This window comes from Fodinicurvata halophila (assembly GCF_042651425.1).
Taxonomy (GTDB): domain Bacteria; phylum Pseudomonadota; class Alphaproteobacteria; order Kiloniellales; family DSM-21159; genus Fodinicurvata; species Fodinicurvata halophila.
This window is the reverse complement of sequence record NZ_JBHSCW010000015.1, coordinates 14,666-27,774: the sequence shown is the minus strand read 5'-3', so window position 1 is coordinate 27,774 and position 13,109 is coordinate 14,666. Positions and strand designations below refer to the sequence as shown.

Below are 13,109 nucleotides of genomic sequence, written 5' to 3'. Positions count from 1 at the left end.
CGGGGATGGCGCGTATCGCGAGCTGATTGATGGCTGGCAGGAGTGCAACGGCTGCGGCGACAAGACCGAGTGGACGGACACCTCCAGTGTGTCGTTCAAGGTCGAGGGCGTTGTGGCCGAGGCGGCGGAGACGGGCTTTGGCTCGTATGCCGGTGCCTGTGCGCCGATCATCGTTGGCGGCGAGGCGGTGTCTGCGGGCGCCTCTGAGTGGCTGGGGACCCAGGCGGCTTATCGCGACAGCTGGCAGGATGTTGACGGGATCAGTCTGTCCGCGAAGGATGGCAATGGCGAGGTTGTGTTCCGTGGTCCCGGCGAGGGCCCGAACGCCCAGGTGAGTGCGCCTGGGGCCTTTGGTGTCGGCATTGACGGCGGCAGCATCGACGAGGTTGATGGTCCTGAGATACTGCGGGTTGATTTTGACGGCCCTGGTGCTGCGAGCGTGGATGTCGGTCTGTCGATGTTCTACGGCGGCGAGATTGGCACCGAGCAGGGCACGATCACGGTTTACGGCGAGAACGACGAGGTTCTTGGCACGATTGAGATCAGCGGCGAGCAGGATTCCTATCCGAACTCTGCGGGTCTGCTGGATCTGTCGATTGGCCAGAAGGACCTGGACACGAAGGGTGCGATCAAGGCGCTTGAGTTCGAAGCCGGAGAGCCGGGTGACAACAACGACCAGAGCGACCTGTTCCTGCAGTCTCTGAGTTACGAGAAGGCGGAGCTTGATGGCTGGGTGTTCTCGGAGGATGGCGAGAAGTCCTCGTCCGAGCATGGCTACAAGGTTGACGAGAGCAGCCTTGTCATTCCTGTGAAGTATTCGGCCTCGGCCGAGGACGACGACGGCTCCGAGGGGATATTCAAGATAGCTCTCGGCAAGGGCGAGAGTGACGGTGACTGGATTGACCAGTCGAGCGGCGAGAAGCTTGAGGCTGGTGACGAGGTCACGATTGCCGGCCAGACCTGGACGGTTGGCGAGGAGGACGGCCAGCTGGTCCTGACCTACGACGAGGGAGAGAATGCGGACGGTAGCCATGATGTTGCGGCGCCGACGTCGGTTGATCTTTCGGGCGTGATCGGGATCAAGCTGCCGATCGACGACAGCACGGACTTCACGCTTGAGGGCCAGGCCTGGACGCGGGAGTACGACGACGACGCCTTTGAGGACCTTGATGCCCGCACCCTGAAGGGTGACTGGGAAGAGATCTGTGCCGAGTGTGCCGACCAGGAGGCCGAGAGCAGCCGGGATTCGATCGAGATCAAGGTCGAGGGTGTTGCCGGTGCGGCGAAAACTTGGTTCGCCGGAGATACGGATTATCAATCCCCATCCGGTGGGGACAATGCTCTCCAGATTCCTCTGAACCACGTCGCCAAGACGAAGGATGATGATGGCTCTGAGGGTATTACCAGATTAAGCCTGAGTCTTGGTGCCGGCCTGAGTGGGGCGACTTGGCTCAAGGATGGTCAGGAAGTCCTGGCAGATACATCTGTTGAGCTAACCGACCAGAAAACCGACAAGGAATACACCTTCAACGTTAAGGAAATTAGTGGCGACCAGCTTGTTCTGGAACTGGATAGCAGTGACTATCCCGGGCCGGAGAAAGTGGATCTGGCCGATGATGGGTTTAAGTTTGAACTGCCCGAAGGGTATAGCGGTGACTTCACTTTAAATATCGATACAACCACGACCGAATTCGATGATGACGCCTTCGATGATCTGAGTGAGCGAAAACTCGCTTCGGATTGGCAGGAGATCTGTGGCGATTGCGGCGACAAGACCGCGACCGTTTCGGATAAGATCGGGTTCCAGATTGAAGAGCCTGCCAATACCCCGCCGCAGGCGGACCGGGTGGACACCCAGGCTTTGGCGGTTTGCGAGATCGATGGGTCTCAGGCCAATCAGTTGGAGGGGATCATCAATCACTTGGGTGATGGCTATGACGTCGTGGCTGCACGTCCTCTCTCCATCAACGACGTGATCGATGGTGAGGACTCGGGTAATGACGACGTCACTCTGGGCGGACTGGACTCGGAGTCCGACCTGGCCGATCTCACCTTCCGCATCACGGAAGCCCCCGACCGCGGTTTCCTGGTGATCGAAGATGAGAGTGGCAATTACACCATCATCGATGACTCTACTGACCTCACGGATGACAACAATTCCACCTTCTCTTCAACTGCCAAGATCTGGTGGCTGGGCGAAAAGGATGATGTCTATGAGGAAGGTGCAGAGGCTTCTACCGACGGAAATCCGACGCTGAGCGGCAATACTGGTACCTGGGAGCTCGATGGTTCGGGAAAAGTCGACCTGCGTGGCCTCAAGAAGGCTGGGAGTGACTGGGTCGAGTCTGGATTAACTCATAACCCAGGAAATGGCCTTGCTGTAAGTACCGGCTCCGCGGCACAGGTCGATGACGATGAGCGTGTGGAGATCAGCTTCAATCAAGCAGTGAACCAGGCCCAGTTTACGCTGAAGCCCTTCAATGGGGTGCCAGAAGAAAACGGCATCGCATGGAGCATCTTCGATGAAGATGGCACCAAGATTGATAGTGGTGTCGACAATCCATCTGATGGGCCGAATGGCAGTACAGCCATCTTCAATTTCCAATCAGACCAGCCATTCCACAAGATCTGGATCGGTCCGGCTGAGGGCGATAACGGCGAATCTGCCAAGTTCGGTATCAAGGACTTCAGTTTCGTTCCTGTTGAGGAGAAGTCAGCCAGCTTCAAGTACGAAGTCGAGGATGAAGGTGGCCTGACCAGTGATCCTGCGACGGTCACAATCGATCCGGCTGATGGCAGCTGCAAGATCGATCTTGGCACTCCGGAAGATGCCACGGTTTTCGAGAAAGGCCTTCCGGACGGCAGTGAGAACGGTTCGGCTGCGATCATGGCTGCCGACAAAGATCTGGGCATTGATGATCCTGTGGAAACCGTCCTCTCGTTTACCGAGAACCAGCCTTGGCTTGATGGCCTGCAGTCCAGCGACGTGCCTGTTGATATAGAGGTCTCCGGTGACGGCAAGACATTGACGGGTAAAGCCAATGGAGGTGACGTCTTCACGGTTACGTTGAACGATGACGGCACCTATACCTTCGACCTCCATGAGGATCTCGATCACGACTATGGAGATGATGGCCACGATAATCTCGACCTGAAGTTCAACTTCAAGGCCGAGAAGGATGGCAACAGCCAGATCGGTGAGTTCAAGGTCACCGTTGAGGACGACGTGCCAAACGCTGTGGACGACTCTGCCAGTACCGAGACGGGTCTGCCCAAGCCGGTCAATCTGACTCTCGTGCTCGACCGTTCGAACTCCATGAATGAAACGGCCAATGGCGGCTCGAAGACACGTCTGGAGCAGATGCAGTCGGCGGCACAGTCCCTCATAAGCAGCTTTGCGGCGGCTGGCGTGGCCTTGAAGCTGAACATCATCGGCTTCAATACCGAAGCGGATACACTCTATGACGGCACCGACATTTCACAGGCTAATGACATCATCGGCAACATGCAGGCCGATGGCGGCACGCATTACGCGAATGCCCTGAACCTGGCCAAGGAGCAGATTGAGCTCGACATCAACGATCCGGCTTTCGAGGGCTACGAACAGAAGGTCTACTTCATTTCCGATGCGGATGAGAGCCAGGGATCTCAGAGTAGTACCTATCTGGACCTTCCGGATGACGATGCCTGGCAGGACTTCGTTGCCGAGCACGGACTGGATGTCACCGCGGCCGGAATCGGCACGGAAAGCGTGCAGGAGCAACTGAAGAAGATCGCCAGCGAGGACGACAAGGCTCTCGAGAACATCGATCCCGACAATCTGGAGGCGACGTTGCTCGCCACCATCGGCGGGGAGCCGGTTCAGGGTGACCTGCTGGCGAATGATGTCTTCGGCGCGGACGGCCCGAAGGATGGTGATATCGAGGTTTCTGGCGTCCAGATAGTGGGGGACGCCACAGAGCCTGATGACGACAGTTGGGTCACGTACACGACTGATGGAGATAGCGACGATGACACCATTATCATCACAACCGATAAGGGCGAACTGAAGGTATACCAGGACGGCAGTTACGAATTCACTGCCAGCGACAACGCCCCGGTTGGCTCAACGGAAAGCTTCTTTTATCAGATAAAAGATGGCGACGGGGACACGGCCTGGGCCAAGCTGGACATTAACATCCAGGCGCCGGCTCCGGTGGCCCACGACAACCAGAACTCGCTCGTGCAGTCGCTCCCCGGCACAGAGGAGTGGACGTTCGACGACGACCTGGACGGCTGGGAGTCCAAGGGCAATGCCAAGGAAAAGTCCAACGAAGCTTGGATGAGTACCGACAGTACCGAGAAAAGCGATGGCAAGATCGAGGATTTCCTGGGGCTGACCAATAATAGTCTGACCCATGCGCTGGATGATTATCTTGGTTATGAGGATACGCCCAATGAAGCGATTGAAGGCTCAGCCATCAGCAAGGGTGAGGTTCATTTAAAGGGCGGAGATCAGGTAGCCTTCGATTGGAGGTTCGAATCTGAGGATACCAATTTCGACTATGTTGATGACTTCGGTGTGTTCACGATTTCAGGAAACGACGAAAGTCATATAGAGGTTCTGAGTTCTGCTGATGACGGTTCCAACCAGTCTGGATCCCGTACATTCACGGTTCCCGAAGACTGGAAGGCGGGAAAATACACTCTGGGTTTTGCGGTGATGGATGATGTTGATGATATCGGAAAATCCGAACTGTTCATTGACCGCGTAGAGGTGACCCGAACCCCCGCAGCTGTTTCCGGCAATGTCATCGAGGATCCGAACAACGACTACGACGACGCGGATTATGGCAAGCAGGATCGGCCGGCCGATGGCGAGCTCAGCAAGGTCGTTTATGACGATGGCTCGCCGGATGGTGTTGAACACTTATTCGGCGGGAACGATTTCGTTGAAATCACCACCAATGAAGGTGGTCTCCTCAATATCTGGAAAGACGGCGATTACACCTATGAAGCGCCGTCCGGCCTGAGCGAGGACCTGGAGGAGAAGTTCACCTACACGCTTGAGACTGAAAATGGTCAGAAAACTACGGCTAACCTGACTATCAATGTCTCGGCTGGTGGGCCGCAGGCCTACAACAATGCCGCAGTCGTGGGGCAGTCGAGCAATTCGACCCAGGTGATCTATGAATCGGATTTCAGTAATGGATATGAGCACTATGTCGATGGCTGGACAGAGGAAGGAAATGCTTACGAGTATGACTACAAAGCCGTCATGCGGACCGATGACTACCCTCAAAACGCTGAGGGTCATTTGGAAGATATCGAAGATGGTCTTCTAGGCCTTCCAGAAGGCACTCTGCAAAGTGAGACAAAAGAAGATAAGATTGAGGAAGGTTCAGGTATACGGCGTGATTTCGAGGACGTCAAAATTGGAGATACCGTTAGCTTCGACTGGTATTTTGAGACAGACGAAAATGACAAAGGTAATGAGGATGACGTTGCAGTTTTCACTGTCGTGGATGAAAGTGGGAATCTCGAACATTTTGAAGTCCTGACTTCAGCGCACTCAGACCTGAACGATGGCGACGATAAGCATGACCCTCGTTGGGCGGAAGGTAGCTTCACGCATACCTTCCAGGGCGACGGAGATTACAAGGTCGGCTTCGCCGTTCTCGATGTCCAAAACAGGAATGGAAATTCTCGCCTGGAGATCGACAATGTCGAATGGGAGCGCCCTGATATCAATACGGTTTCGGGTAATGTCATCGATGATCCGAACCATGATCCAGGAGATATTGCCAACTATGGCAAGGAGGATACCCCTTCTGATGGGGTGATTACGGAAATTGGCTATAAAGACGAGACATTACAGTCGGTTAATGGAACCACGACCCTTACGAGCAAACTGGGCGAGAAGGATGGTTATCTCGAGATCGATGAGAACGGCAGTTATACATATGTCGCTTCGTCGGGCTTGAGTGAGGACCAGACTGAGACCTTTACCTACACCCTCCGGGACGAGGAAACGGGCCAGACTTCGACCGCAGACCTGACCATTGACGTCAGGAAAGATGGTGTTGATGGCGACTACCAGGGTGGCTTCAATTTGGTCGATGAGATTTCGTCAGGTAATGATCTGATCGGTGAAACAGGTGAGAACAACCTGATTGATGCTTCAAGTATAGGTCAGGATGTCGATTTGATCGGCCAGGAGAAGGATGATGTCCTGATCGGAGGGCTTGGAAAGAACGACATGACCGGTAATGGGGGCGCCGATACCTTCGTTTTCACCGAGGATGAGGTGATGGCTCTCCTGGATAATCCTGACGATTTCAACACCATCACGGACTTCAACAATGGTAATGACTCCATAGATCTGTCGTCCCTCTCTGATGTTCTCTATGACCAGGAGAACCTGATTGGGAATGTCCACATGGACGATGACGGCAATCTCTCGGTGGACGTCAAGGGCGATGATGGCAACAAGGAGACCGTGAAGGTGGCCGAAGTCACCGATAGCAGTAGCAGTGATGGTTCTATCTCTAGCGCCCAGGTCTACGTCGATGACAACAACAGCGAGAACATCGCCTGAGGTTCCCTGAGCTTCGGGACCTGACAAGGGCCGTCCTTCGGGGCGGCCCTTTTTCTTCGCTCGGCTATGGAATGCCGAGCCCGTGGCGGCCGACGCCAGCTCTCACCAAATGCCTTGCAGGGGGGCTTGGCCGACGGCTAGGGTTCCGGGTCACGCGGCAGGCGCGCCGCTATCGTTTTGTTCCGTTCCAGACTCAATCGAGGCAAGCACGCACCCCATGGACAGCACCGCCGACCGAGCACCATCACACCTCTTCTACCAGACGCGCCAGCGGCGGCCGCTGCTGGAGCGGGCCGAGGGCGTCTATATGTGGGACGCTTCGGGCAAGCGCTATCTGGACGGCTCCAGCGGGGCGATGGTGGTCAACATCGGGCACGGCAACCCCAACGTGCTGGCGGCCATGCGCGCGCAGATGGACAAGGCGACCTTCGGCTATCGCCTGCATTTCGAGACCGAGGCGGCCGAGGAGCTGGCGCGGCGCACGGCGCTGCGCATGCCGGAGGGACTGGACCGCATCTTCTTCGTCTCCGGCGGGTCCGAGGCGGTGGAGTCCTGCATCAAGCTGGCGCGCCAGTACGCGCTGGCCACGGGGCAGGAACAGCGCTGGAAGGTGATCTCGCGCTTTCCCTCCTACCACGGCTCCACCCTGGGGGCGCTGGCGCTGACCGGCACGGCCACCATGACCCAGCCGTTCGCGCCGATGATGCAGGAGATGCCCAAGATCCCGGCGCCCACCTGCTATCTGGACCGGGACAATTTCAGCGACGAGGAGCGCGGCCGGCGCTACGCCGAGCTGCTGCGTGAGGAGATCCTGCGCCAGGGGCCGGAGAGCGTGCTGGCCTTCATCGTCGAGCCGGTGGGCGGCGCCTCGACGGGCGCGCTGGTGCCGCCGGACAGCTACCTGCCGCGCATCCGCGAGATCTGCGATGAATTCGGCATCCTCTTGATCTATGACGAGGTGATGACCGGGGCCGGGCGCACGGGGCGCTTCCTGGGCGTCGATCACTGGCCGGCGGCGCGGCCCGACATCATGGCGCTGTCCAAGGGCTTCGCCGCCGGCTATGCCCCGCTGGGCGCCATGGCGGCCGACGGGCGGATCGTCGAGGCGGTGCTTGACGCCGGCGGCTTCGTCCACGGCTATACCTATGCCGGCAATCCGCTGGCCTGCGCCGCCGGCCTGGCGGTGCTGGACGAGCTGGAGCGCCTGGACCTGCCGGCCAACGCGGCGCGCCGGGGCGAGAGCCTGCGGACCGCGCTGGAGGGCCTGATGGACCGCTTCCCCTTCATCGGCGACGTGCGCGGGCTGGGCCTGCTGCAGGCCTTCGAGCTGGTGAGCGACCGAGACACCATGGAGCCGCTGCCGAAGGAGCTGAACGCCCATGCGCGCCTGGTGGACATCGCCTTCGACAAGGGCCTGATCATCTATTCCCGGCGCACGCGGGGCGGCCACAAGGGCGATCACTTCATGGTCTGCCCGCCGCTGATCGTCGAGGAGGCGCAGATCGACGAGCTGATCGGCCTGCTGGGCGACAGCCTGGAGGCCTTCGCGCGGGAGGCCGGCCTGCCCCTGGGAACCTCGGCCGGAAACTGAATGAGACACTGGCCCCACGGCGGCCCGGAGGACAATCTCTGCATTGCGCCGCGCGCGCTGGCCGTCGACAATGCCCGGCAGGTTCGCAAGAGTCGCCGCATCGTCGAGGCGCGCGCCCGCCCGGAGCTGACGGGCGGCGACCGGGTCGCCTGCTGACACACCCTCCCGATTTTCCGCACAGGAGAAAGGGCCGAGCATGAAAGTCGTCTTCAACGAAGCCCAGAAGCGCCACTATCCCAAAAACTTCCTGGTCAGCGGCGCGCAGAAGCCCAATCCGGAGGTGCCGGAACGCGCCGACCGCCTGCTGGCCGCGGCCCTGGACAGCGGGCTGGAGCAGGTGACGCCGCCGGACTACGGCCTGTCCGCCGTGTCGGCCGTGCACACGCCGGAATACCTGGATTTCCTGGAGCACGTCCATGCGCGCTGGCAGCGCATCGAGGGGGCGTCGGAGGAGGTGGTGCCCAACGTCCACCCCAACTACCGGGACGGCCGCTATCCGCACTCGGTGGTGGGCCAGGCGGGCTATCACATGGCGGACACCGCCTGTCCCATCTCGGGCGAAACCTGGCAGGCGGCGCTGTGGAGCGCGCACGCCGCCACCCATGCCGCGTGGCTGGTGCTGGAGGGCGACCCGGCGGCCTATGCGCTGAGCCGCCCGCCGGGCCACCATGCCTATGCCGACATAGCCGGCGGCTTCTGCTTCCTCAACAATTCGGGCGTGGCCGCTGCCAAGCTGCGCCGGCGGCATGCGCGCGTCGCCATCATCGACGTGGACGTCCACCACGGCAACGGCACCCAGGGCATGTTCTACCGGCGCGACGACGTGCTGACCGTCTCGATCCATGCCGATCCCGTGCGCTTCTATCCCTTCTTCTGGGGCCATGCCGACGAGCGCGGGGAGGGCCCGGGCCTAGGCTACAACTTCAACCTGCCGGTCCCCCGCGGCACGGCGGACGACGACTATATGCCGATCCTGGACCGGGCCCTGCAGCGGGTGCAGGCCTTCGCCCCCCAGGCCATCGTGGTGGCGCTGGGCCTGGATGCCTACGAGGGCGATCCCCTGCAGGGGCTCAGCATCTCCACGCCCGGCTTCGCGCGCATCGGCGAGCGGCTGGCGAAGCTGGGGCTGCCCAGCGTGATCGTGCAGGAGGGCGGCTATCTCTGCGACGAGCTGGGGCTCAACCTCAGCAGTTTCCTGGACGGCTTCACCAACGCGCACAAAATCTGAACTGACCTTGAAAACGGGAGCAGACGCATGACGATCGAACGCAAGCACGTGGGCCAGCGCATGAGCCAGGCCGTGATCCACAACGGCACGGTCTACCTGGCCGGCCAGGTGGGCGAGACCAATGCCTCGGTCACCAAGCAGACCCAGGACATCCTGCAGAAGATCGAGAAGCTGCTGGCCGAGGCCGGCAGCGACAAGACGAAGATCCTGCAGGCGGTCATCTGGCTGGACGACATGACGCACTTCGCCGAGATGAACGCCGTCTGGGACGCCTGGGTTCCCGAAGGCCACGCCCCGGCCCGCGCCTGCGGTGAGGCCACACTGGCGAGCCCCGAACTGCAGGTGGAAATCATCGTCACGGCCGCGGTATAAGGGCAGCATCACACGCGCAGCAATCTTGGGAGACCTCGAGGATGGAGCTGTTCTGGGCACCGCGGACGCGGTCTTTCTATGCGCTCTGGGCGCTGGAGGAGACGGGCCTGCCGCACGAGAAGATTCCGATCGACATCTGGTCAGGCCAGCAGGACGGGGCCGACTATCGGGCCATCAATCCCATGGACAAGGTGCCGGCCTTGCGCGACGAGGGCGTGGTGGTGACCGAGGCGCCCGCCATCTGCGCCTACCTGGCCGACAAGGCCCCGGACAGCGGGCTGGCGCCGCCGCTGGAGGATCCGCGACGGGGCGCCTATTACCGCTGGCTGTTCTTCGCCGCCGGCTGTATCGAGGCGGCCTATTTCGAGAAGATGTCGGGCCTGGAGGTGGACCCGCGCCGCGCCGGCTGGGGCAGCTTCGAACAGGTCTTCGAGACACTTGCCGGTGAGCTTGAGAGCCGGGAGTGGATCGCCACGGAGCGCTTCACCATGGCCGACCTGATGGTCGCCGGCGGCCTGAAGTACGGCATGATGCTGGGCCTCCTGGAGCCGCGGCCGGTGTTCGACGCCTATGTGGCGCGCTGCACGGAGCGCCCCGCCTATCGCCGGGCCGAGGAGATCAACGAGGCGGCGCTGGCGGAGCAGGGCTGAACCTTCGCTCTCAGCTCGAGGGCGGCGCGTCCGGCTTGCCGCCCGAGCCCCGGATGTTGGAGATGCGCTGCAGCGTGCCGAACCAGAAGGGCGCGCCCAGCATGATCGCCAGGGCCGAGATGCCCCAGCCCAGCAGGCTGACGGCCAGGGCGTCGGCGCGAAACCCGCAGGCAAGGTCCGGAATGCCGGAAAAGGCGATGGCCGGCGCACAGTCCCAGCCGATGGGTAGGCTCGAGAGGAGGGCGTCATCCAGGCCCGCCGCGAGCTCGTCCGGCGTGCCTGAGGTTTCGCCCAGGCTGTCCGCCCGCTCGACCAGCAGGCGGCGCAGGGAGGCATCGGCCAGCAGCAGGTTGACGATGCGCAGGCTGTCCACGTTGGCGCCGACGACCAGGACGGCGGAGATGACCGCCGAGAACAGCTTGATCCGGCGGGCGTAGACGCCGCTGAGCCGGCTGGCGATCTCGTCGAAGTGGCGGGTGGCCAGCCGCTCGATCTCGCTGCCGATGTCACTGGCCGTCTCGCTGACCCGCTCCAGCAGGCTCTCGGCATAGTCCTGTATCGGCGCCGGCAGGTCGGCCAGGGACTGGGCGGCCGCCTCCTTCAGGGCCTGCACCTGCTCGGCCTCCGTCGCCACCGCCTTGCGCAGCTCGCGGATCCTGTCCAGGTAGTCCCGCAGCCGGACGGCCACCGTCTCTCCGAACAGGGCGGGCGGGATGTAGGACGGCCGGCCGTTGGCCGAGAGACTGCGCAGCAGGGGGTCGTTCAGGATGAACTCCGCCTCGCCGGCGAAGATCTCCTGCAGGCGCCGGTAGAGGACGCGGCCCCGCAGCTGCAGCAGCGAGGCGATGGCCTCGTTGAGGCTGGTCACGGACAGGCTGAAGACCAGGTACACGAGCACCAGTCCGATCGCCGCCTCGATCAGTGCCGAGTCCATGAGTCACCTCGCTGCTGCCCTCTGCCTGTGGCAGGGGGTCGGGTCACGGCCTCAGTTGAAATCGTCGCCGGCCACCGGCAGGCCGGACAGGCGGATGATCGCGGAAACCTCCCAGTCGTCGGAGTCCCGCTTGTCGTTCGCCTGCAGCAGGGGGTCCTTGTCGGGCGTCCAGCGGGGGTCGATGTTCATCCAGCACTGCGGATCGCCTTTCAGCAGGCCGGCGAAGGTGGCGCAGAGGATGACCGAGCCCACCTGGCCCAGCCGATTGCCGCCGCCGTCTTCCGCCTCGGAGAGGATGTAGAACCACAGGGCATCCCGCTCGGGCGGAATGTCGAGCGGCGTGAAGCCGAGCGCCGTGGCCACCGCGGTGCCCGAGGGCAGATCGAAGCGCCAGCCGCGCAGCAGGTTGCGGAAGCCCAGGATGTTGAGGTTCGAGCCGGCCTCGGCCTCGTGCAGGGCCGTCAGCGCATTGGCCAGCTTGGTGTCGATCTTGCGGGCCAGCTGCGGGAAGGGGCCGGTGGAGCTCTCCATGTCCAGGAACCAGTCCCACTGGATGGAGTTGCCGGGCTTCATGGGCCGGAAGCCGCGCAGGTCGTCGGGATCGGCCGCACCGGTGTTGTCGAACAGCGGGGCGAAGTTGCCGAAGCCGCGATGCGGCTGGTTGGTCTGGTAGGCGTTGCGGACCATGGAGTGACCGAAGCGATAGGCGGCCACCGAGAATTCGACCGGCATGAAGGGCTGGTGTTTCCAGTTGTAGATGCTGCCCAGGCCGATGCTCCATTCGCTGCGTCCGTCGGGACAGTCCTCGTGCCGCAGCGCGTCCTGCCAGATCTTGGGCTGGGTGATCCGCTTGATGAAGTCGTGCCAGACGACGTACTGGTAGAGCCAGCGCAGGGTGCGGGCGGCCGCTTCGAAAGGGTCCGGCAGGCCGGCACTGCGGGCCCGGTCGACCAGGGTGTTGTGCGCCAGCAGGAAGGCCAGCTGCAGCTGGCAGACGATCGCATTCTCGTCGTTGCGCATGTCGCCGATCATGGCGCGTCCCTGGCTGTTCAGGGGATGGGTGCGCGGCAGGTCGGGAAGGTTGGAGCCCTCGATGCTGCCGATAAGCATCTTGTCGGGATCCTGCTGGTCGAACAGATAGGGGCTGTTGGCCCGGCCGTGACCGTAGATGTTGTCCAGGTCCAGCCGGGGCGTGCGATGGTTCAGCAGCCCCTCGGGGTCGTTGCGCCGCATGAGCGAGGAGGCCGGGTCGAAGGTGATGTCGTGATCGACGAACTGGCCGAAATAGGTGTAGCCGGCGGGGATCTCGGAGTCGAACTCGGCGTCCAGCTGGTTGCTCAGGTCGCTGTCCGCGATGACCTCTGAGGGCGTCTTGCCGGGGGCCTCCACCATCTGCGTCCGCGCCAGTTCCAGCAGGTGTTCGGTGATGTTCGCCTCGCTGAGGCCCGGCGGGGCCCAGGGCGGCAGTTGCGGAAAAAGGCGGCCGAACGGCCCCTGGTACAGGCGCGAGCGGGGCGCCAGGACGCCGCCCCTGCCGGTGGATCCATGTGACATGAGAACTCTCCCTCGGTGTGAATGAAGCCATTGACCAGGAGGGGAAGGGTCGGTTCCTGTTCTCGGGAGACTGCTGGACGCGTCCGGTCGTGAACGCAGAACAAGACGGCCCGGCATTTTCTCGCGCAGGACTTGGAACGGCCTGTAAACCCCGAACCTGAATCTTCAGTCTAGGCTGCAGTTATTGTCGTTTTGCTATTGGT

General features: G+C 61.6%; 8 protein-coding genes. 6 read left to right on the top strand and 2 right to left on the bottom strand.

Annotation, left to right across the window (positions count from 1 at the left end; translation table 11 throughout):
• Positions 1-88: 88 nt before the first annotated feature.
• The 6 genes from ACFOW6_RS17870 to ACFOW6_RS17845 all read left to right on the top strand — a co-directional run bounded on the left by ACFOW6_RS17870 (position 89) and on the right by ACFOW6_RS17845 (position 10,418).
• Complete coding sequence (locus ACFOW6_RS17870) at positions 89-6,577, top strand: VWA domain-containing protein (protein WP_382423790.1); 6,489 nt, start codon at positions 89-91, stop codon at positions 6,575-6,577.
• Between the two features lie 217 nt (positions 6,578-6,794).
• Positions 6,795-8,168: an aminotransferase family protein gene (locus ACFOW6_RS17865; RefSeq protein WP_382423789.1), complete on the top strand. Its 1,374-nt coding sequence runs from the start codon at positions 6,795-6,797 to the stop codon at positions 8,166-8,168.
• Positions 8,169-8,324, top strand: coding sequence for a hypothetical protein (locus ACFOW6_RS17860; protein ID WP_382423788.1), 156 nt, complete (start codon positions 8,169-8,171; stop codon positions 8,322-8,324).
• A gap of 40 nt (positions 8,325-8,364) precedes the next feature.
• On the top strand, positions 8,365-9,396 hold the full coding sequence (locus ACFOW6_RS17855; RefSeq protein WP_382423787.1) for a histone deacetylase family protein: 1,032 nt from the start codon (positions 8,365-8,367) through the stop codon (positions 9,394-9,396).
• A 27-nt stretch (positions 9,397-9,423) separates the two neighbouring features.
• Positions 9,424-9,768: a RidA family protein gene (locus ACFOW6_RS17850; protein WP_382423786.1), complete on the top strand. Its 345-nt coding sequence runs from the start codon at positions 9,424-9,426 to the stop codon at positions 9,766-9,768.
• A 41-nt stretch (positions 9,769-9,809) separates the two neighbouring features.
• A complete protein-coding gene (locus ACFOW6_RS17845; protein ID WP_382423785.1) occupies positions 9,810-10,418 on the top strand; it encodes a glutathione S-transferase family protein in 609 nt (202 codons plus the stop codon).
• A 10-nt stretch (positions 10,419-10,428) separates the two neighbouring features.
• Here the strand turns inward: ACFOW6_RS17845 and ACFOW6_RS17840 are convergent, their stop codons facing one another.
• On the bottom strand, positions 10,429-11,352 hold the full coding sequence (locus tag ACFOW6_RS17840) for a hypothetical protein (RefSeq protein ID WP_382423784.1): 924 nt from the start codon (positions 11,350-11,352) through the stop codon (positions 10,429-10,431).
• A 51-nt stretch (positions 11,353-11,403) separates the two neighbouring features.
• On the bottom strand, positions 11,404-12,906 hold the full coding sequence (locus ACFOW6_RS17835) for a peroxidase family protein (protein ID WP_382423783.1): 1,503 nt from the start codon (positions 12,904-12,906) through the stop codon (positions 11,404-11,406).
• Between the last annotated feature and the right edge of the window lie 203 nt (positions 12,907-13,109).